This window comes from Acetivibrio cellulolyticus CD2 (assembly GCF_000179595.2).
Lineage (GTDB): Bacteria > Bacillota > Clostridia > Acetivibrionales > Acetivibrionaceae > Acetivibrio > Acetivibrio cellulolyticus.
The window spans coordinates 670,888-691,916 of record NZ_JH556657.1; the positions used below are offsets into that span (position 1 = coordinate 670,888).

The 21,029-nt window shown below is 35.8% G+C and carries 21 protein-coding genes and 1 riboswitch; of the genes, 8 read left to right on the forward strand and 13 right to left on the reverse strand.

Going from position 1 to position 21,029, the window contains the following annotated elements; translation table 11 throughout:
* Positions 1-500: 500 nt before the first annotated feature.
* Both ACECE_RS30680 and ACECE_RS0214755 read right to left on the reverse strand, forming a co-directional pair.
* Complete coding sequence (locus tag ACECE_RS30680; protein ID WP_010248573.1) at positions 501-626, reverse strand: hypothetical protein; 126 nt, start codon at positions 624-626, stop codon at positions 501-503.
* 69 nt (positions 627-695) lie between these two features.
* Positions 696-1,358, reverse strand: coding sequence for a bifunctional 2-keto-4-hydroxyglutarate aldolase/2-keto-3-deoxy-6-phosphogluconate aldolase (locus tag ACECE_RS0214755; RefSeq protein WP_010248575.1), 663 nt, complete (start codon positions 1,356-1,358; stop codon positions 696-698).
* A 607-nt stretch (positions 1,359-1,965) separates the two neighbouring features.
* Between ACECE_RS0214755 and ACECE_RS0214760 the strand changes: the two genes are divergently transcribed.
* Positions 1,966-2,958, forward strand: a complete 993-nt coding sequence (locus ACECE_RS0214760) for an aldolase catalytic domain-containing protein (protein ID WP_010248577.1) — start codon at positions 1,966-1,968, stop codon at positions 2,956-2,958.
* Between the two features lie 66 nt (positions 2,959-3,024).
* Here the strand turns inward: ACECE_RS0214760 and ACECE_RS0214765 are convergent, their stop codons facing one another.
* The 5 genes from ACECE_RS0214765 to ACECE_RS0214785 all read right to left on the reverse strand — a co-directional run bounded on the left by ACECE_RS0214765 (position 3,025) and on the right by ACECE_RS0214785 (position 7,453).
* Positions 3,025-4,014 (reverse strand): acyl-CoA dehydratase activase, encoded by a 990-nt coding sequence (locus ACECE_RS0214765; RefSeq protein ID WP_010248579.1) that lies wholly within the window; start codon positions 4,012-4,014, stop codon positions 3,025-3,027.
* Positions 3,983-5,098: a hypothetical protein gene (locus tag ACECE_RS0214770; protein ID WP_010248581.1), complete on the reverse strand. Its 1,116-nt coding sequence runs from the start codon at positions 5,096-5,098 to the stop codon at positions 3,983-3,985. The genes ACECE_RS0214765 and ACECE_RS0214770 overlap by 32 nt, the downstream gene beginning before the upstream one ends.
* On the reverse strand, positions 5,070-6,062 hold the full coding sequence (locus ACECE_RS0214775; RefSeq protein WP_010248584.1) for an acyl-CoA dehydratase activase-related protein: 993 nt from the start codon (positions 6,060-6,062) through the stop codon (positions 5,070-5,072). The genes ACECE_RS0214770 and ACECE_RS0214775 overlap by 29 nt, the downstream gene beginning before the upstream one ends.
* A 159-nt stretch (positions 6,063-6,221) precedes the next feature.
* The gene (locus ACECE_RS0214780; RefSeq protein ID WP_010248586.1) at positions 6,222-6,896 is read right to left on the reverse strand and encodes a hypothetical protein; all 675 of its coding nucleotides are present in this window, start codon (positions 6,894-6,896) and stop codon (positions 6,222-6,224) included.
* 29 nt (positions 6,897-6,925) lie between these two features.
* Positions 6,926-7,453 carry a hypothetical protein gene (locus ACECE_RS0214785; protein ID WP_010248588.1) on the reverse strand — a complete coding sequence of 176 codons (528 nt, stop codon included), beginning with the start codon at positions 7,451-7,453 and terminating at the stop codon, positions 6,926-6,928.
* A gap of 221 nt (positions 7,454-7,674) precedes the next feature.
* On the opposite strand from ACECE_RS0214785, the gene ACECE_RS32635 reads away from it, so the two are divergent.
* On the forward strand, positions 7,675-7,833 hold the full coding sequence (locus tag ACECE_RS32635; protein ID WP_162862552.1) for a hypothetical protein: 159 nt from the start codon (positions 7,675-7,677) through the stop codon (positions 7,831-7,833).
* 307 nt (positions 7,834-8,140) lie between these two features.
* On the opposite strand, the gene lepB is transcribed toward ACECE_RS32635, so the two are convergent.
* On the reverse strand, positions 8,141-8,698 hold the full coding sequence (gene lepB, locus ACECE_RS0214795) for a signal peptidase I (RefSeq protein WP_010248592.1): 558 nt from the start codon (positions 8,696-8,698) through the stop codon (positions 8,141-8,143).
* Between the two features lie 72 nt (positions 8,699-8,770).
* A complete protein-coding gene (gene fba / locus ACECE_RS0214800; protein WP_010248595.1) occupies positions 8,771-9,700 on the reverse strand; it encodes a class II fructose-1,6-bisphosphate aldolase in 930 nt (309 codons plus the stop codon).
* 255 nt (positions 9,701-9,955) lie between these two features.
* Here fba and ACECE_RS0214805 point away from each other — a divergent pair, with 255 nt between their 5' ends.
* From ACECE_RS0214805 to pflA, 3 genes are all read left to right on the forward strand, one after another.
* Entirely contained in the window at positions 9,956-11,197 is a 1,242-nt protein-coding gene (locus ACECE_RS0214805) for a 6-phosphofructokinase (RefSeq protein WP_010248596.1), read from the forward strand.
* A 151-nt stretch (positions 11,198-11,348) separates the two neighbouring features.
* Positions 11,349-11,429, forward strand: a riboswitch (ZMP/ZTP riboswitch).
* A gap of 223 nt (positions 11,430-11,652) precedes the next feature.
* Positions 11,653-13,887 (forward strand): formate C-acetyltransferase, encoded by a 2,235-nt coding sequence (gene pflB / locus ACECE_RS0214810; RefSeq protein ID WP_010248598.1) that lies wholly within the window; start codon positions 11,653-11,655, stop codon positions 13,885-13,887.
* A gap of 10 nt (positions 13,888-13,897) precedes the next feature.
* Positions 13,898-14,623 (forward strand): pyruvate formate-lyase-activating protein, encoded by a 726-nt coding sequence (pflA, locus tag ACECE_RS0214815; RefSeq protein ID WP_010248599.1) that lies wholly within the window; start codon positions 13,898-13,900, stop codon positions 14,621-14,623.
* 134 nt (positions 14,624-14,757) lie between these two features.
* On the opposite strand, the gene ACECE_RS0214820 is transcribed toward pflA, so the two are convergent.
* The 4 genes from ACECE_RS0214820 to sigI all read right to left on the reverse strand — a co-directional run bounded on the left by ACECE_RS0214820 (position 14,758) and on the right by sigI (position 19,097).
* A complete protein-coding gene (locus tag ACECE_RS0214820; RefSeq protein ID WP_010248601.1) occupies positions 14,758-15,102 on the reverse strand; it encodes a hypothetical protein in 345 nt (114 codons plus the stop codon).
* Between the two features lie 51 nt (positions 15,103-15,153).
* Positions 15,154-16,578 carry an S-layer homology domain-containing protein gene (locus ACECE_RS27685; RefSeq protein ID WP_010248603.1) on the reverse strand — a complete coding sequence of 475 codons (1,425 nt, stop codon included), beginning with the start codon at positions 16,576-16,578 and terminating at the stop codon, positions 15,154-15,156.
* A gap of 85 nt (positions 16,579-16,663) precedes the next feature.
* Positions 16,664-18,340, reverse strand: coding sequence for an anti-sigma-I factor RsgI family protein (locus ACECE_RS29465; protein WP_010248606.1), 1,677 nt, complete (start codon positions 18,338-18,340; stop codon positions 16,664-16,666).
* Complete coding sequence (gene sigI / locus ACECE_RS0214835) at positions 18,333-19,097, reverse strand: RNA polymerase sigma-I factor (RefSeq protein ID WP_010248608.1); 765 nt, start codon at positions 19,095-19,097, stop codon at positions 18,333-18,335. The genes ACECE_RS29465 and sigI overlap by 8 nt, the downstream gene beginning before the upstream one ends.
* A gap of 160 nt (positions 19,098-19,257) precedes the next feature.
* Between sigI and ACECE_RS32350 the strand changes: the two genes are divergently transcribed.
* From ACECE_RS32350 to ACECE_RS32360, 3 genes are read left to right on the forward strand one after another with little or no spacing between them, the layout of a single operon-like run.
* Positions 19,258-19,875, forward strand: coding sequence for a transposase (locus ACECE_RS32350; RefSeq protein WP_407636661.1), 618 nt, complete (start codon positions 19,258-19,260; stop codon positions 19,873-19,875).
* The gene (locus tag ACECE_RS32355) at positions 19,827-20,153 is read left to right on the forward strand and encodes a hypothetical protein (protein ID WP_456049023.1); all 327 of its coding nucleotides are present in this window, start codon (positions 19,827-19,829) and stop codon (positions 20,151-20,153) included. The genes ACECE_RS32350 and ACECE_RS32355 overlap by 49 nt, the downstream gene beginning before the upstream one ends.
* A 32-nt stretch (positions 20,154-20,185) precedes the next feature.
* Complete coding sequence (locus ACECE_RS32360) at positions 20,186-20,689, forward strand: hypothetical protein (protein ID WP_407636663.1); 504 nt, start codon at positions 20,186-20,188, stop codon at positions 20,687-20,689.
* Positions 20,690-21,029: the final 340 nt, after the last annotated feature.

Consider the following 21,029-nt stretch of genomic DNA (forward strand, 5'->3'; position numbering starts at 1 on the left):
TGTATTTTACGCTTACTTATATTTTACTATCAACAAAATTGCAATACTTTTTAACTAAAACCCATTAGTGTCACCAGTAAGTTACTTACAATCTTTTTTATTATAAATTTAGTGCACAACCTGCACCCGTATAAAAATAATGGATGTTCTTCAAAAATCATTCTGAACACTTCTATATCTCTGTCACTATTCACCACGGGATATTTAGGAAAAACTAATGGTTCTAGTATGCTTCTAAACTTTTTATCAGCTATAATGCCAGCTTCTATATCCTTATGCCTGTTTTATTGGTTAAGTGGATATACTTCATCGTATTAAGTTGTCAAAGAATAGTAAACTTTTGGTGCTATGTTCAGTACTATTCTGATTAATGGCCTTCTCCAGATTCCATTGTTTTATTTTGATATATATTAGGTCTCGCTATACTAATATTTTACACACACTAACTGTTGTTACCTTAACAACACTAATAAATAATTTACACATCTATCTAACTGAGGTTAACGGTAATATGAATCATAGGCAATATTTTCGAATGTGAGATTGTTTGCAGTAGCCCTTTTTATTTCATTGCCTCCGGATGATCTTCCAATATGAACATGCAGGTCAACAAAGTAGTCCTTCATTCCGCTTAATCCATCTCCTTATAATATCCATATGTATCAATTCGATTTTATTATTGTCACATTATAATATTATAACCTCTGCAATGTTTTATATGATGTTACTTTTTCTACATAACTATGAGCTCGTTCAGTTACAGCTCCATAGTCTCCTTCACTGGCTTTCTTTATTAGGTTTGTACCAATACCAACCGCTTCTGCTCCAGCATCAAACCATGTATTAATGTTTTCCAGTGTAATGCCTCCGGTAGGCACTAAGGCAGCCTGTGGCAACGGACCTTTTATGGCTTTTATTATAGCAGGTCCAAAAAGCTCTGACGGAAATACTTTAACCATATCGGCTCCGGCTTCCATACAATCTGCAGTTTCCTTGACTGTCATAGCTCCTGGAATACAGGCAATTCTATATCTTAAACACATCTTAACAGTTTCTATATTAAGGTATGGACTAATAATAAATTGAGCGCCTGATGAAATAGCTATTTTTGCAGTTTCAGGGTCAAGTATGGTACCTGCACCAATTATTACCCCTCTTTTTGCGTACTTTTCATTTAACTCTTTAATCAGTTCACCTGCAAATCTCATTGTATAGGAAAATTCAAGAACACTAATTCCTCCACTAATCATTGCTTCAGCAGCTTTTAATGCTATTTCCTGTTCGTCAGTTCTAATTATTGCAATAATTCTATTCTCTTTGATTAGCCCTACAACCTCATCTTTTGCTTTTATACTCATAAAATCACTCCAATTAAATTCAGTAATGTCAATATTTTAAATCTATTCTATTATAATCTTTTCTAAACTTCTATGAAATATTTTGTAATTTTTCAAAAAGTGTTTTGCATTTTCTAATTTTTCTGGTAAAATAGAATTTGTAGAACGGTAGTATGGTAGGAGCGGTAAATAATAAAAGTCATGTAAACTTTTCAAATACATTCTTTAATGTTGTTCTCCGTTTCCATCAATACAAACCTATAATTTAAAAGGCATTATTCAGAAGCTCTCGGAAAGGTTCCAGAGTTTGAGTGGATATGCCATGTAGAGACATACTGAGTGTGCTGTTAATGATGTAGCGATTGGTGCTGTATCCTGGTAATGGCCTACTCCTAAAAATCAGTGTATTTGTCAGAGCTATTATTCTGACGGACTTTTTGTTGTAACATTCTATTTATAACAAAGTCCTTTGGCGTATTTCCTGGTTTTAAAAGAATTAATATCAGGAATTTATTAACTCTGCAAATAGATTACAAAAAGGAGTGAGGGTACTAAAATTCATACTTTTTCTATGTCTATACATTAAACATTAACTTCTTAATTCTATAAAATTGAAAGGATGAGTCAAATGGAAACAACAAGTAAGGTAATTTCGAAAAAGGGAACATGGATGACATATAGGCCTGATGTAAAAGTGCTGGACTGCACTATCAGAGATGGCGGACTTGTAAACAAATTCGGTTTTAAGGATGAATTCGTAAAAGCAGTCTATACGGCATGTATTGAAGCCGGTGTAGACTACATGGAAATGGGGTATAAGACCTCCAAAAAGATCGCTTCCAAAGGTGATTTCGGCGTTTGGAAATTCTGTGAAGAGGACGATATCAGAAAGATCGTAGGCGAAAATCCTTCCGCAGTAAAACTTTCTGTCATGGCAGATGCTGAACGCACTGATTACCATGAAGACATACTTCCAAAAAGCCAAAGCGTAATTGACATGGTGAGAGTTGCCACCTATGTTCATCAGATACCTACAGCAATTGATATGATAAAAGATGCTCACGATAAAGGCTATGAAACCACTATAAATATTATGGCCGCATCACAACTTAAAGAAAGTGATTTGGATGAAGCTTTAGAAATCTTATCCAATACTGAAGTCGATGTTATTTATGTTGTTGATAGCTTTGGGTCTCTTTATTCTGAAGACATTCAGAAGCTAACTGCCAAATACCTCAAGTATGCTCAGGATGCAGGTAAAAAGATAGGGATACATGCCCATAACAATCAGCAGCTTGCATATGCAAACACTATAGAAGCAATAATACTGGGAACAAGTTTTGTGGATGCAACTATTGCCGGCCTTGGACGTGGTGCTGGAAATTGCCCAATGGAATTGATTTTAGGTTTCTTAAAGAATCCCAAATACCATTTAAGACCCATATTGGAGTGCATAGAAAAACATATTCCGGCACTTAGAAGTGAGGTAAGCTGGGGATTTGATATACCCTACATGCTTACGGGCCAATTAAACCAACATCCTAGATCAGCAATAGGTTTCCTTGCAGATCAGCGTTATGACTACACAAATTTTTATGATTCAATAGTAAACGGTGATTAATAAGTCGAAAAAATCAGCTATAGTAATTTTTCACTCATTACTATAGCTGATTTCACGATCTAAACTCTAGCTTACGATTTCCTTCTCCTTCTTAGCAGCGGTCCACTTTCCGCACCTATCACCCCAACGGGCAAGTATCTCATTATTTGAAGTAATCTCAATAACTTCACACAGGTTAGAACAGTCATTGCACTCAATACTTTTTGCCTTGTATTCATTTTGTGCAGTTCCAAAGCCATAAAAGTTCGACGCAAGAGATCCTTTTTCCATCTTCTCCTTTGCTATAAGCGCAGCCCCGTATGCACCCATTACATCATGGTATTTGGGAATTATTATTTTCTTGCCTATAGCCCTTTCAAACGCCGCTACAATTCCAACATTCGCGGCCACTCCCCCTTGGAATACAATAGTGTCCTCCAAGTCCTTTCCTTTTGCAAGATTATTCAGATAATTTCTGACAAGCGCTTCGCACAAGCCATTTATTATATCTTCAGTACTATGCCCCGTCTGCTGTTTATGAATCATGTCTGACTCTGCAAATACAGCACATCTTCCCGCTATTCTTACAGGTGAACTCGACTTTAAAGCATAGGCTCCGAAATCTTCAATTGCAATTTCAAGTCTTGCAGCCTGCCTGTCCAAAAATGAACCTGTACCTGCTGCACAAACTGTGTTCATCGCGAAATCATATATGACTCCGTTTTTAAGTATTATAATTTTGGAATCCTGCCCGCCGATTTCAAGAATTGTCTTTACATCCGGAACAAGCATCTGGGCTGCAACGGCATGAGTTGTAATTTCATTTTTGATTATATCGGCGCCAATAATTACACTGGCAAGTTGTCTTCCGCTTCCTGTGGTACCAACTCCCCTGATTACTGTGTTAGCTCCAAACTTATCAGAAAGCATTTTCATACCCGTTCTTAAAGCATTTATAGGCTGACCGCCTGTTCTCAAGTACAACTTCTCAACTACTTCATTTTCCCCATTTATAATAACCAGATTTGTGCTGACTGAACCTACGTCAACTCCCAGATAAAGCGATGTTTTTCCCAAATTCTACTCTCTCCTTTCTTTTAGTAAGTAAATCAACAAATGCCTCTATTCTTGTCAGATACCCTGCTTCACCTGTCATTTCATCAATTATCAAGGTCAGAACAGGCATATCATAATCCCTTTCAACAGAAGGCAATATACTTTCAGCAACAATTTCGGGCATGCACGTAAGCGGATATACCTGTATAACACCGTCAAACCCTTTTTGCGCATACAGGACAGTATTCCCTATTGTCTCCTGTGCATGTCCGCCTATCATCCTGCCTAAATATGGCTCAGCCGCTTCCTTATAGCTAAGATCCTTTTTAGCAGGCAATATATTTTTCAGCATATGCTCAATTATCCATCCACTTATTGTAATGGATCTATCCACCTCAATCCCCATATTTCCAAGTATTGATTCTATATGAAAGTTTGTAAACGAATCTATCGTTGTATAGATTTCTCCCACTATTCCAACCCTCAATGGAACAAATTCCTTGTCAATCTCAATCTCCAACAACTGCTTCTTAGTCTCTTCCAAAAGCTTTAAAATCTCTTGTGATCCACGTACACTTTTAACTTTGTCTTGAAAAGACTTGTAAATCTTGTCCGTCAAGCCCTTTTTTAATTCTCGCGGTCGTGTTTTTAGAGTCAGCTTTTCAAGTTCATCAACTCTTTTTGAAACAATAGTAGTACTTTTGATAACCTTGATAATCTTGTAAACATTAAAGCCTCCTGCCAATTTCTTAATTCTGTTTAAAAACCCCTTTATGTTTCCATTTGGGCCATCAAGCGTAATAATATCCATATCGTAATCCGTATCTGCAAGTATCTCTTTACTCATTTCACAGTAATACCCAAATCTGCAAGGCCCGCGTCCACCTGTTATAAGAATAGTATCTGCACCCTGTTTATACGCTTCAATATAATTGCCGATATTAATTTTCAGCGGAAGGCACGCCATTTCCGGTGCATACTTGGTACCTAACTCAAGTGTTTTCTTGTTGTTGAAAGGTGGTATTACACATTCTACTCCAAGGTCATCCAAAAGCGCCTTTACAGAAATGTACGTATTACCCATGTGCGGAAACGTTACTTTCACTTTTATTCCTCCATCTAATCATGTCTATAAACGCTTCAATTCTTGTATCTATACCTGCTTCTCCGGAATGTTCATCAATGGTGAGAACTATAAACGGCAAGTCCTTTTTTCTTCTCACATTTCTTTCAATAAGGTCACCTACAAATGAGTCTATTCCGCATCCAAAGCTCATCAAGTATATAATTCCATCTATATCCTTCCTGTCTAAAAAATGTAGTGCACTTCCCATTGCTCTGGTTCCATAATTCCAAAACATTTTTTTTGACAGAGTTTTTAGCTTTTCATTTATAATACTACTATCTACCATGTCAATCGTAATTATATTAACACCACTGTTTTTGAGCTTTTTTGCCATATTCATATTTACATAATCATCATAAATATTATAGCTATGTCCAATTACTGCAATATTCAGCCTGGGCTCATCATTCTTTTTTATCAGGCTAAGCTTTTTGAATAATATATCATCTGGCAGAATACCTTCCTTAACCTTTAACCTATATTCCTTGAACTCTTTAATAGCTTTCTGGTATGCTATTCTGATCTGCCTTCTGTCAGCAGAAAAATAGCTTCCAACTTCAAAAGCAGGAATAAAAGGATTACTCCCTTTTTTCCATAGATCCACATCGGCATCAATCACTTCAGGCAGACTGCTAAAAGTATTCCGCACCATATCGGGGAGACCACCAAATTTGGGACAGATATATTCACCTTTCGAAACACTTGTAAATCTGGGAATAAATAAAAAGTCCACCTTATCTTTTATGTCAATTATATGACCATAAAATATTTTAATTGGAAGACATGCTTCATCAACACACGTCTTACTCCCGTTATTAATAATCGTTTTTGAAGTATTTCCGGAAACCACAACTTCTGCTCCCAACTCTTCAAAAAAAGTCTTCCAAAGAGGAAAGTATTGATAATAAAATAATGCTCTGGGTATTCCTACTTTTTTTGACATATAAAACACCTCAAAAGGTATTATTAACTTATAAGCAATGGATTATACCCAAAGGGAATTTTAAATCAAATTAATGAATTCAAAAATAACAATACAAAAAGACTTCACTGTCAATCAATTGGCGAAGTCTTTTTGTACTGATTTTCTTATTTTAAGTTTTTATTTTTTAGAAATGCATTCATTAATAACCTCAATCACTTTTGAAACCTGTAAATTATCCTCAAATATCTTATTATCCGTAGATTTAACTTTTGCTTTAGCAAAATCAATTTCATTATTTTGGAATTCAACATCCATTAATTCAATATGTGCCTCATATGGGTTCAATACACAATATGGAGCATCAGGAGTGTTTCGTGTATAATCTTTCAAAAATAACAAACGGTACTTACTTCCTGTTATAAGGTCTTTTTTGTTATTAGCATCTACATACTTTACATCCTCATATACACCACCAAAATCTTTCAGTTCAATAGTTTTATCTATCTCTAAATTTCCTTTTAGTACTTTCTTAACTTTAATATCTGATAATGTGCAAATTTCATAAGCTTCTAACTTATCCATTTCCTCCTTAGTATATCTAGAGTCATTTGGATAAATTTTTACTGTTTCCTTTTCCGGCTTTTTAACTTCACCTATTATAATCAGATCAGATGCTTCAACTAAAGATTCTATATCTGAATACCTCATCCAATCAAAAACAGATGTTACTGTTTTCATATTCTTTGATGAACTTGCAATACTTTTGGGTTCTTGTCTAAAATACAAAAAACTTACTGTTGAAATTGCCGATATTACCAATGTTGTTATTATTATAAAAGAAATCTTCTTCATAATAAAGATACCTCCATTTATTAATATTATTACCAACTAGCATTTACGCCTTCTATATCCCCAGTTTTTGGACTATACAGCGAATATCTGTTTCTGGTATGAGACATCAGTACAGTAGATACTGCATCATAATCATTAAGTCCAAATGCATGTCCAATTTCGTGAGCGATAATACTTCCCTTTTCTTGTGTTTGCATAGTCATTACGTAATTATTATTTATTTTGATGTTGAAACGAGTTGTTATGTGATCTGGATCCGTATAATCATTTTCGTACACTAAATACTGCGATAAATATGTACTATTATAAGCTATATCATATATATAATTACTGCTATATGGGGATGAATATATACTACAGGGTGTGTCAACATTATTCCATGAACTCTTTGCATTACTAAAAGCTGTAGAATAAACACTGCTCAAATTGTACAAGTTTATGTCTACACTCGTACTATTGTATCCCCAAACATGAAGTGCATAATTAGATGCAAAACAGTTAAATGAAAATACTGTGCAACATAAACCAATTAAAATTAAAAACAATCCCTTTTTCATATCAGTACTCCTCCTTAGTTTTATTAAGTAAATCAAATTTTCGCCTCCTTATACATCATTAACCATTTATGGATTAATTGTATTACTTTTTTTTTTTTTGTCAATTATACATTTTTTTATTTTTTTGTTTAACGTAGCAACTGGTATTCATTCTGAACTGCGTAATTTAGTTAAAATATATAACCATGTAATAGGCTGTAAAAGTTATGCAAAACAATATAATGCAATGGCTCGACATTCACTTTCCAGAATTCACAGCGGTTTTTGGAGACTCGGAGGGCAAGGAAGCAATGATAACGCTAAGTTCATTTCAGTTACTGTCGATGATATTAGAACTTGGTGAAGCCAAGGGGCTGGAGGCATGGAAAAAGGAAAATTAAGGAAGTCATAGGAAGAAAGCATGCAAGCAAGCTTTCTGAGGTCCGTTGATAATGCAGATGGTAGCAAAAACCATGAATTTAAATAACTACATTTGTATTATACCATAGGGAAAGACAATCTGCTAAAGAAGAAACAATCACTGATATTACTTTTAAATTATTAATTCTGTTTATAATTATTATGACTTTAACAATTACAGTAATTATTAAGTTCAGGAACAGGACTAAAGCAAATTAACTCTATAAAATGTACCCAAGAATTGCAAAAAAGACTTCACATGACAAACAGTGAAGTCTTTACCACCTATTACCACAACCATTTTATTCTTGGGAAATATTCAAAGGCAACCCTGCCTAAAATCTTACTCTTATGAACATAATTAGTTGTCAGCCAATACCTTGAATCCTTTGAGTCGTTTCTATTATCCCCCATCATAAAGTAGCTGTCCGCTGGAACAACATAAGGTCCTTTATCTTCACGCCTCATTTCTTCTTTGAGGTAAGATTCTTCAAGTTTGACACCATCAATATACACTTCTCCAGCTTTTATTTCAACTGTTTCTCCCGGCAAGCCTATTACTCTTTTAACAAAATTCGTCTTCTCATCATCAGGAAACTTAAATACAACAATGTCCCCTCTCTCAGGCTTCGCAAAAAGGTAATGCAGCCTGGTGGCAATAACCCTGTTTCCGGGCATTATTGTATTTTCCATTGAACCTGTAGGTATAAAGGCATTTATAATTACAAAATTGGTTAAGAATAAAGCAATTAATACCGCTGATGCTATGTATTTAATCCAACTGAGTATTTCCTTATAGTCAATTTTTTTATTACTTTCATTATTAACAGAATCATTGTTTTCCATAATACAAACTCCTGTCTATATAGCAAAAGGTGAGGTATACCCCCACCTTTTATTCTATATTGAATATAAATATTAAGCTTTACCGTCGCAACCCAATACATTGATAAGTTTGTGTTTAACAACGTCTTTAATAGCTGCTCTAGCTGGTGAAAGATATTGTCTTGGGTCAAAGTGTGATGGATTTTCAGCAAAGTACTTTCTGATGCTTCCTGTTAAAGCAAGTCTTAAGTCAGAGTCAATGTTTATCTTACAAACTGCCATTTTAGCAGCTTGTCTTAACATTTCTTCAGGAACACCCTTTGCACCAGGCATATTACCGCCGAATTTGTTGATCATTTCAACATATTCAGGCATAACTGATGATGCTCCGTGTAATACGATTGGGAAACCTGGAAGTCTCTTTTGAACTTCTTCCAATATATCAAATCTTAATCTTGCTTCACCTTTGAATTTGAATGCTCCATGGCTTGTTCCGATTGCTATTGCCAAAGAGTCAACGCCTGTCTTTTCAACGAATTCTTGAACCTGATCAGGATCTGTAAATGCTGCATCTGCATCAGATACGTTAACTGCATCTTCGATACCTGCAAGTCTTCCAAGTTCACCTTCAACAGTAACGCCTTTATCATGTGCATATTCAACAACCTGTTTTGTCAATTTGATGTTGTCTTCGAATGAATGATGTGAACCATCTATCATAACTGATGTAAATCCACCATCTATACATGATTTACAGAGTTCAAATGTATCACCATGGTCAAGGTGTACACAGATTGGAAGACCAGTTTCTATTATAGCTGCATCAATAAGTTTCATTAAGTATGTATGATTTGCATACTTTCTAGCTCCTGCTGAAACTTGAAGAATTAATGGAGCATTAACTTCCTTTGCTGCTTCAGTTATTCCCTGAACTATTTCCATGTTGTTAACATTGAATGCACCTATAGCGTATCCGCCTTCGTATGCCTTTTTAAACATTTCTTTACTTGTAACTAATGGCATTTTCTCCACTCCTTATATTTAATTTAGTTAATAAACAAATCTTGTTAGATTTTTATCATTATAATTTTATCAGATTCAAATTGAAAATCAAGGTATAATTAAAAATTAATTGATAATATTTTATCAAGGATAATTGCATTTCATGCTAAATTGTGTTATATTTTTATTTGATTTTGTTTTGACCATGTTGTTTTTGGTAACAATATATTTTGGTCTAATCGATAACTTATTTATATATTTCAAGGAGGTTATATTATGAGCCGTTTGGAAGGAGCATGTATGTTCGGCCAGTCAGGTGGCCCTACATCAGTTATTAACGCTAGTGCTGCTGGAGTTATCCAGGAAGCATTAAAGCAAGATTGCATTACAGCTGTTTATGGAGCAGCACATGGAATTAAAGGTGTTTTAGATGAACAATTCTATGACATGAGCAAAGAAGATTCCTATGAATTGGATTTAATGAAGACTACACCATCATCCGCTTTAGGTTCAGTTAGATACAAACTTAAGAGTGCTGATGTAGATGAGACAGATTATAAGAGACTTTTAGAAGTATTCAAAAAATACAACATCAGATATTTCTTCTACAATGGTGGAAACGACTCCATGGACACTTGCAACAAAGTAAGCAAGTACATGCAGAAGGTTGGCTACGAATGTAGAGTTATGGGTGTTCCAAAGACTATCGACAACGACCTTTTTGGAACAGACCACTGTCCAGGTTACGGTAGCGCTGCAAAATACATAGCTACATCAACTATGGAAGTATACCATGATGCAAGAGTTTATGACACAGGAATGGTAACAGTTCTTGAAGTTATGGGTAGAAACGCTGGTTGGCTTACTGCAGCTTCAGCTTTAGCTGCTCACAAAGGAAATGGACCGGATTTGATCTATTTGCCTGAACTTCCTTTCAGTATTGAGAAGTTCCTTGAAGATACAAGCAAGGTATATAAACAAAACGGTAAAGTTATCGTTGCTGTTTCTGAAGGCTGTAAAGACGAGCAAGGCAGATATATTGCAGAAATGGGTTCAAACCTTGCAAAAGATTCCTTCGGTCATGCTCAACTTGGCGGTGCTGCATCAATACTTGCAAACGTTGCTAAAGAAAAGCTCGGAACAAAAGTTAGAGGAATCGAGTTCAGCTTGCTTCAAAGATGTGCTGCTCACGTTGGTTCATTAACAGACGTTAACGAAGCTTACATGGCAGGCCAGATGGCAGTTAAGCATGCTGTTGAAGGTATGACAGATTACATGGTAGCATTTGAAAGAGCTGCTGGTACTGAATATAAATGCACTACCAAGCTAATCAACCTTACAGATGTTGCAAATACTGAAAAGACTATTCCAAGAGAATGGATCAACAAGGAAGGAAACGGCTTGACACAAGACTTCATCAACTATGCGCTTCCTTTAATCCAGGGTGAATCCAAGCCAGTATTGGAAGATGGACTTCCTAGATTTACAAAGTTAAAGAAAGTTCTTGCTAAGAAATAATATTAAGAATAATAAAGGTTAGCTATGGTATAAAGCCATAGCTAATTTTTTTGGTCAATTTGGGATAGGTTTTTTAGTTGACAAAAAGAAAAACAAAAACTATACTACTCATAGAGGTTATTCAATAGCCTTTATGACAATTTTCCGTTAATATGGATCATATGACTGGCGGAAGTGGATTTTACCACAGGGAGTATGATTCTTAATTTTACCGACCGCCTGGGTAGCTAAAAGTACTCAGGTGGTTTTTGTTTGGAGAATTTTTGTAGTATTTTTTTCTAGTATCAAGTTAAACTGAATATTCCCGGGATTTTGTTTTATTAGTTTTTATTAAGGGTAAGAATAAAGTAATATTGTAGCTTTTATAGAAATCAAATTTAAGAATATATAGCTTTGCCTCGTAGAATTATTTATACTGCATTCGAGGTCAGACCAAGCCTAAGGAGGTTTTTAATATGGATCAAAAAGCTTGGAACGGATTTGTATCTGGAAACTGGGAAAACAACATAGATGTAAGAGATTTTATTGTAAAAAACTATACCCCTTATGATGGTACAGAAGAATTTCTTGTAGATTCAAGCATCAAGACAAAAAAATTATGGAGCAAATGCAAGAAACTCCTCAATGATGAACGTCTTAAGGACGGTGTATTAAATGTAGATACAAAGACTATATCCGGTATTACAAGCCATGCACCTGGATACATTGACGAAAAGTATGAGGTTATTAAGGGTCTTCAGACAGACAAACCTCTTAAAAGAGCTGTTCTGCCATATGGTGGAATTAGAATGGCCAAACAGGCCTGCGAGAAGTACAACTATAAACTGTCGCCTAAAATTGAAAATATATTTGAGAACTATCGTAAAACTCATAATGAAGGCGTCTTCAATGCATATACTCCAGAAATGAGAAAAGCACGAAAATGTGGCGTTATAACAGGCCTTCCTGACGCATACGGACGCGGAAGAATAATAGGAGATTACAGGCGAGTTGCACTTTATGGTGTAAATGCACTTATTGAAGAAAAGAAAAAGGATCTAAACATCCTTCTAAATAAGAGCATGAATGAAGAAACTATCAGATTAAGAGAGGAAGTAACCGAACAAATCAATTCATTGAACGACCTTATTGAAATGGCAAAAACCTACGGTTTTGATGTATCAAGACCTGCAGAAAATGCACTTGAAGCTGTTCAATGGACTTACTTAGCTTTTCTAGGTGCTATGAAGGAGACAAATGGAGCTGCCAATTCACTTGGAAGAGTTAGTACCTTCCTTGATATTTATATTGAAAGAGATATTAAAGCTGGTACACTTACTGAAGTAGAGGCCCAAGAACTTATCGACCAGTTTATAATCAAGTTGAGATTTATTCGTCACTTAAGAACACCTGACTATAATGAGCTCTTTGCGGGCGACCCTGTTTGGATTACAGAGTCTTTAGGCGGTATATGTGAAGATGGAAGGCATATGGTAACCAAAACATCCTTCCGATTACTTCAAACATTGCTCAATTTAGGTCCTTCACCTGAACCTAATATAACCATACTTTGGTCGCAGAAGCTGCCAATTGGTTTTAAAAGGTTTTGTGCAAAGGTTTCAATGGTTACGAGTGCCATACAATATGAAAATGACGATGTAATGAGACCACATTTTCACGATGATTACGGTATTTCCTGCTGTGTATCAGCAATGCGTGTAGGAAAAGACATGCAATACTTTGGCGCACGCTGTAACCTGCCAAAACTTTTACTACTTGCCCTAAACGGAGGGAAAGATGAAATATACGGCGAACAAGTGGCTCCTGAATTTGAGCCTTACCCCGATGAATACCTTGATTACGATAAGGTAATGAGCAGATTCAAAGAAATGCAGAAATGGTTGACGAGCCTTTATGTCAATACCATGAATGTGATACATTACATGCATGATAAATACGCTTACGAAAGGCTCATGATGGCTCTCCACGATACCGATGTGAACAGGCTAATGGCATTTGGTATTGCAGGGTTATCTGTATTGGTTGATTCGTTAAGTGCTATAAAGTACACCTATGTAAGAGTAATCAGGGATGAAAGAGGTCTGATTACTGACTTTGAAATCAAGGGGGATTATCCTCAATTCGGTAACGATGATGACAGAGTTGACAGTATTGCCACAGAAGTAGTTAAAGACTTTTATAATGACCTTAAGGAAAACGAAACCTATAGAAATGCTGTGCACACTCTCTCAATACTGACAATTACATCAAATGTTGTCTATGGTAAAAAGACCGGTTCAACCCCTGACGGACGAAAGAAAGGTGAACCGTTTGCACCAGGTGCAAATCCAATGCACGGCAGAGATAAAATGGGAGCTTTGGCGGCTTTGAACTCATTAGCTAAAATTCCATACGAGTACTGTATGGATGGAATTTCACTGACTTTGACCCTTGTCCCCCGTTCACTTGGAAGAGAAACAAATGCTAGAATGAATAATCTGGTTGCTCTTCTTGACGGTTATTTCATACAGGGCGGACATCATGTAAATATTAATGTGTTTGAAAGAATAGTATTGGAAAAAGCAATGGAAGACCCTTACAACTACCCTCAACTTACAATAAGGGTATCCGGTTATGCTGTTAACTTTATTAGGCTGACCAAACAGCAACAGCTGGAAGTTATAGCCAGAACCTTCCATAACGCTATGTAAAGGTGATTATATGACTATTAAAGGCAGAATACATTCATTTGAATCGTTTGGTACTGTTGACGGTCCTGGTATAAGATTTGTAATCTTTATGCAGGGCTGTCCTTTTCGCTGCCTTTACTGCCACAACCCGGATACCTGGAGTAATGACAGAGGGATTTTATATTCCGTTGACGAGGTGTTTGATAAAATCAGAAGGTATATCCCCTACTTCAAAAACTCCGGAGGTGGTGTAACAGTTTCAGGCGGCGAACCACTTCTTCAGGCAGAATTTATTACCGAGCTTTTTAAGAAATGTAAGGAAGAAGGCATTCATACAACAATTGATACAAATGGATTTGTAGACAGTAATTCAGATATTGTCAACACACTCTTGGATTACACAGATCTAGTACTTCTTGATATAAAACACATAGATGAACAGAAGCACAAATCACTGACAGGATGTAGTAACAAAAATGTTCTCAGCTTTGCCAAACACCTAGATAGCAGAAAAATTCCTGTATGGTTAAGGTATGTAGTTGTTCCCGGCCTTACTGATTATGAACCGGATGTAAAAAAACTCAGCAAATTTATAGCAGGTCTTTCAAACATTGAAAATATTGAACTACTCCCCTTTCACAAAATCGGAGAGTACAAATGGAAAGAGCTTGAACTTGATTATAAACTCTATGATACTCCTCCAGCTAATGAAAGTGATATAGATAGATTGCGTAAAATATTTACTATTCTAAAGTGACTTCTTGCGTTTCCACGTTTTATATAAACAAACAGAAGACAGGAGCTCAAGGATATAACCTTAAGCTCCTGTCTTATATCGGTTATTTGATTATTATTTCTATAATACGGACTTAGTATTTAATATTATCTAATTTAAAGCTTTCTTCTACAGTTTTCATCAATCTTGTTATATAATCCATACCATCTCTGAACACCATTTTCCAATTTAAAATAATGGGCTATGTATGGCACTAGTAAAACTAAAAGCAATAAACTTACAGGCAAAATTATAATCTTTTCAAAACACACTGCAAACATAATCGTTGTAACAAACAACAAGGCAAAAGCCAGCGTTACCATCAGATGTATCAGTCTTTCATGCTGGAGGTACTCTATCTGGGTTTTGTGATAGTCTCTCAGCCACTCCCAATCGAAGTCCTCATTTTTTTCCAATGCTTCTGTTACAAACTTCTCGTGATTTTTCAAATAATCTACCATAAGCTAAAAGCTCCTTGTCCCTTGTATTTATCAAAATACTAACAAAATCCATTATTCTGGATAAGTTAACTGTATTGCATTACCAACTATCTTTCTATCGCCAAATACAGCAGTTATACTAAAATAATATTTTTGACCGGGTACAAGATATTCTCCAAAACTTCCGCCATTATAAGCAGAACTGTTATCTATTACGCAAGATGTTTTATTCACATCAGTAAAATAATAGAGATAACCATCTTCCGGATATTTAGGATTGGAAACATCTTTTGAAATAACTACCTTATAATAGTTGAATCCTGATGATGTTACCGGAGTCCATTGCAAAACAATATGTCCATCTACTACTTTTCCAGTTACCTTGACTGAGCTGGAAACATTACTTGCGGAAGGATATTTAAGCAACACTGCATTGCCGGGAACCTTTTCATCACCATAAACAGTTGTTATGCTAAAATAATAGCTTTTACCCGGAACAAGCTTTCCTCCGATATCACCACCGTTATAACAATCTTCACTGTTTAAAGTAACGCTTGTCTGAGACCTATCTGTAATATAGTATAAATAGCCATCCTGAGGATATCTCGGTGATGAATTGCTTTGCGATGCTACAACCTTATAGTAGGTAAATCCATCTTCAGAAGCCTTTGTCCAATTTAATACCACTTTTCCATCAACAACTTTTCCCTGCACAACCGGAGCATTATAGTTGTAAATACTTCCATCCTCATCCAACTCAAGTTCTTCAGTTGCTTCCTCCGTAACAGGAGTGCTTATGAATTCATCATATGTAATCTTTTCTTCGTCGAGAGTCATCTGAAGCGTATTATAAACCAATACCGCAGCTTCCGCTCTTGTTAAATAATTCTGAGGCCTGAAAGCCTTAAGTTCACTGCCTCCAATAGGATTACCCTTCATTATGTTATGTTCAACAGCAATAGCAACGTATTTTCTTAATTCCGGGGAAATTGAATCCTTATCACTAAAGTTGTCCAATATTGATTCATCAACCTCTTCGTCCTGGTACTTCATTGCTTTTACCAAAGCAACTGCCATATCTTCCCTTACTGATTCCCTGCCTGGCCAGAATCGGTCGCCCTTTGAAGTTCTGAATCCGGTGAGATAATACTTGGCGGATTCAACATAGCTATAAGCCCAATTATCTTTTGGCATATCTATAAAAGTCTCTTCCTCAGATGTCTTTAATGGAAGGTTCAGAGCTTTAACCATAATTACTGCAAATTCTGCCCTTGTTACAACTTTATTAGGTTTAAATGTATTGTCCGGGTATCCTGAAATTATTTCATTTCTATCCATCCATTTTACTGCATCGTAAGCCCAATGAGATGAAGGCAGATCTGAAAAATCAGTATCCGCAGTATCTTCATAATAGTTTTGCGCTAACACAGAAAAACCCGATTGAGTAAGAATCATTATCAAAGCTACCAAGATGATAATAGTTTTTTTTCTTAACATATATCCCACACTCCTATTCTTTTTATCAACTATTTTACTCATTCGTAAATTAAAAATTTTTTCATAGTGTAGGTGTAAACTTTTTTTATGGAATAGTTAATTGTATCGCATTTCCGGCAACACTATTCCCGTTGTAAACCATAGTTATACTGAAGTAATACTTCTGTCCGGATTGCAAAGTACCTCCAAAATCCCCTCCATTGTATGGCATAGACTTATCAACGGTAAAAGAAGTTTCATCAGGATTTGTAGTGTAATACATGTATCCATCATCCGGATATTTGGGTCTCGGGTTGCTTTTTGAAATAACAACCTTGTAATAATTGAATCCTTCCACATAAATAGGATTCCATTTTAGGTAGACCTTGCCATCTTTTACTGTCGCCGATACTTTAGGCGTGAGAGTGCTGCTTGCACTAGTTGAACTATTTGTGCCAACACTTTCTCCCGGGTACGTCAGAACAATTACGTCTCCCGCAACTACTCTGTCTTCATACACTGTGGTTATACTAAAGTAATACTTTTCGCCATTTTTAAAGTAACTGCCAAAATCTCCATTGGTGTATGACTGAGAATTATCTACTACTGCAGAAGTCGAGTTAACATCTGTAATTACATAAAGATAACCATTTTCAGGATATTTAGGCTTTACATCGCTCCTAGATGCAACAACCTTATAATACTTAAATCCATTACTATTGCTTACCGGCTTCCATTTTAGATATATTTTACCACCATCAGCCTTTCCGGATATTTTTGCATACTCATAGCTTAATTTGGAAGCTGTCGATTTAGCCGCAGGTTTTGGTGTAGCCTTAAGCGTTGGCTTTGCTGTAAGTTTAGGAGCAACTGTTGCAGTTGGTGTTGTTGATGCTTTTACAGCAACAGACATAGACGAACTAACTGCTGGTGTAGAAGTAACTACAGCCTTCGGTGTCGGCACAAGTGTAGGCTGCGATGTTGGAATTTGACTTTGTCCGTTTATACTCGCATTGTCTTCCTCAAATACAATTTTGACCTCACTAAGCAAATCTTCAATAGGACTTTCCTTCGCTTCTACCAAATCAATCTCATTTGACTGCTCTTTGGATTTTTCGTAAATATATTGTCTTCCTGTCGATAGATCGTTTATGTCAGCAGACTTTTTAGTGGATTCAGGAACTGTAATCACCACTGGCTTAATAATCTTATCCTCATTTGCTTCCACCTCTATTTGTGCTAAAAGTTCCTCAAGTTTTTGTTCTTCGTCACCTTTTTTACCTGCCTTAGGGTTTAAAGCCAATGAAATAAGAACCAAATTCTCTTTGTCTTCATAAACAAACCCCCGGTCATGAGCAAGCTCAAATACCTTTTCAATTGCATAATCTATAGGCATTCCCTTCAAATTATTATCCTCAAGAAGAGTTTCTGCATCCTTGTTTATTTCCTTAATTCCAACAACTGAATTATTTCTGTCAATCAGCAATTCCAAACTGGGGTTTATATCAATGTCTACAAATGCATAAGTCCTGTCAATCGGACTCTTTTGCATAAACTGGAATACTGCCATGAAAATCATTATCAGCGCAGCAGCAATACCCGCAATGGCAGAAACTCTTTTTATAGTACCTTTATTTGGATTCTTTATATCCGAATCTGAAAACTTCACCTGCTGACCTAAAAACATTCCTTTTTTCTTTCTGATCAGAACAAAATCGCAGTCACTGACCATTACTATTGCACCATCTTGTGCCAGTTCTATAATCGTACCGACATTATACATTTGCATCCCCTCCCTCCTCAGTTTGACTTATATAGCCGTTCATAACTTCCAGACTGCTGGTCATAATCACGCAGAGCGCAATTATAAACTTGCGGTTTTTTTCAAGTGTTCCACGGTACACATTTATAACCTTCAGCAGTTCTTGAATTGGGAGAGTTTTAGTTTTTTCCATTTTGTTAAGCAGTTTCTCATCTCTTGCTATAACTCTTGCAATCCTTATACACATTACTCTGGAATCCTTATGTTTTGGGGCACAAGTCAAAAGATCTCTGAAAGAAATCCCGTACTGTCTCAGTTTATCTTTAAAAATCAATATATCTTCTTTTACTTCTATATTGCTAAACTCATTTGTAAAATCTGACGTCAAATATCTTTCTTCAAAATCATTGCTCTGTTCATCACTAAAGTATGTAAATGGAAATACCTTATTTTGTGTTTCCCTGTTTTTCCTGGAATAGTCAATAATCCGACGTTTTATTACCTGCTCACTAAAACCGAAAAAGTTTTTATTCTTTGAAAAATCAAAGCTGTCTATTGCTTCGTTAAATGCCAAAAGGCCAATACTATACTCTTCACTATTTTCAACCTCCACACGCTTTCCGGTCGCGTTAAAAACAGCCTTTATAACAAATGGCTTATAATCGCTTATAAATTTCTCTTTAAGTTGAGTATTTCCACTTTTAATCTCAACCAGAATACCGTTTACGCCATCGCCTTCAGCTTGACTTCTGGCAAGAAAAGGAATTTTAAAACCCAAAGACTTATCCCCCCTTAACTAACTATTCGTAGTTATTTGCGAAATGCTATAACGCTTGAATTTACTGCATTTCAAATTGATATTTTTATTGTTTTCCCCCTCTGCTTCTAGTAAAATATAGGTATCTAATCCAATTTTAAACAAGAGAAGGGGAAAACAAATGGTAAAACTTTATAAACAAATTTCTTTTGCTGACACATTCGAAGAATGTAAAGATGTTTTTCAAAATAATAAGCCAAAATTTCTTAAGCTACTCTCACAACATCTTGATTTATCTTCGCTTATACCACAGGATTTTTATTGGTCTTACCACAAAACTCTAGGGAGAGACCGTAAATATTCACTCTCTTCAATGCTTTCAGCATTAGTTCTGCAGAAAATTCTTGGCATTCCTACAGTTTCGCTACTCATTATTTTTCTTAATTTATGCCATGAAGCCCGTGAATTCTGTGGCCTTCCAGACGTCCCTCATAACTCTCAGTTTACACGGTTCAAACAAGATTTCGTTATTTACCTGGAAAACTTCTTTAACCACCTTGTAGATATTACAGAACCTATTTGCCAGGAAATTAACACTACTCTTGCATCCACTATCGCTTATGATACTTCAGGTATTGAAACCTTTGTAACTGAGAATAACCCAAAGTTCATAAATTCTATCATAAAAAACTCAAGGCTTTCTACAAGGACAAGCCTGATGTCGATGTATATAAAATGGCTTATAGCCTTATGCCTTCTTCAGCCTCTGCAAACAAAGAAATCAAGCAACTCTACATAAACGGCTACTTCTGCTATGTCTACAAGTTTGGCATTATCACCAACGGCCTCGGCATTCCAAGACATATTGCCTTTTTGGATAGTGACTTCAAAAAGAAACATCCTGAAATGCACATTGAGAAAAAATCGGATTCTCCAGACGAAGATAAATCTATTAGTGATTCCAAATCCCTTAAACCAGTATTTGCAGACTTCTTTACTCTTCACCCGGATTTTAAACCAAGCACTTTCCTTGGTGATTCTATTTTGATACGTGCGATACCTACACATTGCTCTTAGATGAACTCAAGTTTCAAAGGGCTCTAATACCTTTGAATTCCAGAAATTCAAACCCTAATCTTCCGCCTATTAAATACAATGATGATGGTGGGCCACTTTGCTCTAAAGATTCTTCTGTACCAATGAAACCAAATGGCTGGAGCCGAGAAGAAGGAAGAATCGAAAGATTCAAATGGCGGTGCCCACAGGCAAAACTAATTAAAGGTAAATGGGTTACTTCTTGTGATAACCCCTGTAATGGCAAGCCTTGCGGTCGTGTAACCTTCACATCTCCTGCCATGGATAAACGCATGTATCCAGGTGTGATTAGAGGCTCTGACGAATGGATTTCTGACTACAAAATTAGGACTGTAGTAGAAAAAAACATTCAATACCTTAAGGAGCCTATGGCCTGTGGTAATCTTAAAACAAGAGACAACCTAACTATTAAAGCAGATTTATATCTCGCAGGTATCACACAACTAATTACTGTAATACTTGCAGATAAAATTCATGAGCACAAGTATATACGTAGTTTAAAACCTTTAATCGCTTGATTTACTAACTTACTCTTGAAACTTATGTCTTATACATAAGCTTATTTGTGCTGTAATTTCATCAACAAGGTTCTGGTTTTTCAGTCAAATCACTAACATATATCCCTCTTAAGTTATCAAAGTCCATTTTACATCTCTTCTAACTTTTTACATCTGATTTTTTAAGTCATTTTGCAAATGCCTATAGAATATTTATCTATTAATAAATTTGTGTAACTTCTCCTTTTGAAGCTATTGCGCCAGTATTTGATCTATCTATTTCTTTAAGGTTAATACCTAAATATTTTGCATATCCTCTCATCTTCAAAACCCTTAACATAAGTTTTTCCAGTGTTTCCTC

Excerpts from the sequence above, each read along its gene's own strand:
- ACECE_RS27685 (WP_010248603.1), bottom strand. The coding sequence starts at position 16,578 with ATGTTAAGAAAAAAAACTATTATCATCTTGGTAGCTTTGATAATGATT.
- lepB (WP_010248592.1), bottom strand. The coding sequence starts at position 8,698 with ATGGAAAACAATGATTCTGTTAATAATGAAAGTAATAAAAAAATTGAC.
- ACECE_RS0214820 (WP_010248601.1), bottom strand. The coding sequence starts at position 15,102 with ATGGTAGATTATTTGAAAAATCACGAGAAGTTTGTAACAGAAGCATTG.
- ACECE_RS0214760 (WP_010248577.1), top strand. The coding sequence starts at position 1,966 with ATGGAAACAACAAGTAAGGTAATTTCGAAAAAGGGAACATGGATGACA.
- fba (WP_010248595.1), bottom strand. The coding sequence starts at position 9,700 with ATGCCATTAGTTACAAGTAAAGAAATGTTTAAAAAGGCATACGAAGGC.
- ACECE_RS29465 (WP_010248606.1), bottom strand. The coding sequence starts at position 18,340 with ATGTATAATGTCGGTACGATTATAGAACTGGCACAAGATGGTGCAATA.
- ACECE_RS32635 (WP_162862552.1), top strand. The coding sequence starts at position 7,675 with ATGCAATGGCTCGACATTCACTTTCCAGAATTCACAGCGGTTTTTGGA.
- ACECE_RS30680 (WP_010248573.1), bottom strand. The coding sequence starts at position 626 with ATGAAGGACTACTTTGTTGACCTGCATGTTCATATTGGAAGATCATCC.
- ACECE_RS0214805 (WP_010248596.1), top strand. The coding sequence starts at position 9,956 with ATGAGCCGTTTGGAAGGAGCATGTATGTTCGGCCAGTCAGGTGGCCCT.
- ACECE_RS0214755 (WP_010248575.1), bottom strand. The coding sequence starts at position 1,358 with ATGAGTATAAAAGCAAAAGATGAGGTTGTAGGGCTAATCAAAGAGAAT.
- ACECE_RS0214785 (WP_010248588.1), bottom strand. The coding sequence starts at position 7,453 with ATGAAAAAGGGATTGTTTTTAATTTTAATTGGTTTATGTTGCACAGTA.
- ACECE_RS32350 (WP_407636661.1), top strand. The coding sequence starts at position 19,258 with ATGGTAAAACTTTATAAACAAATTTCTTTTGCTGACACATTCGAAGAA.
- ACECE_RS32355 (WP_456049023.1), top strand. The coding sequence starts at position 19,827 with ATGCCTTCTTCAGCCTCTGCAAACAAAGAAATCAAGCAACTCTACATA.
- ACECE_RS0214775 (WP_010248584.1), bottom strand. The coding sequence starts at position 6,062 with ATGTCAAAAAAAGTAGGAATACCCAGAGCATTATTTTATTATCAATAC.
- ACECE_RS0214780 (WP_010248586.1), bottom strand. The coding sequence starts at position 6,896 with ATGAAGAAGATTTCTTTTATAATAATAACAACATTGGTAATATCGGCA.
- pflB (WP_010248598.1), top strand. The coding sequence starts at position 11,653 with ATGGATCAAAAAGCTTGGAACGGATTTGTATCTGGAAACTGGGAAAAC.
- pflA (WP_010248599.1), top strand. The coding sequence starts at position 13,898 with ATGACTATTAAAGGCAGAATACATTCATTTGAATCGTTTGGTACTGTT.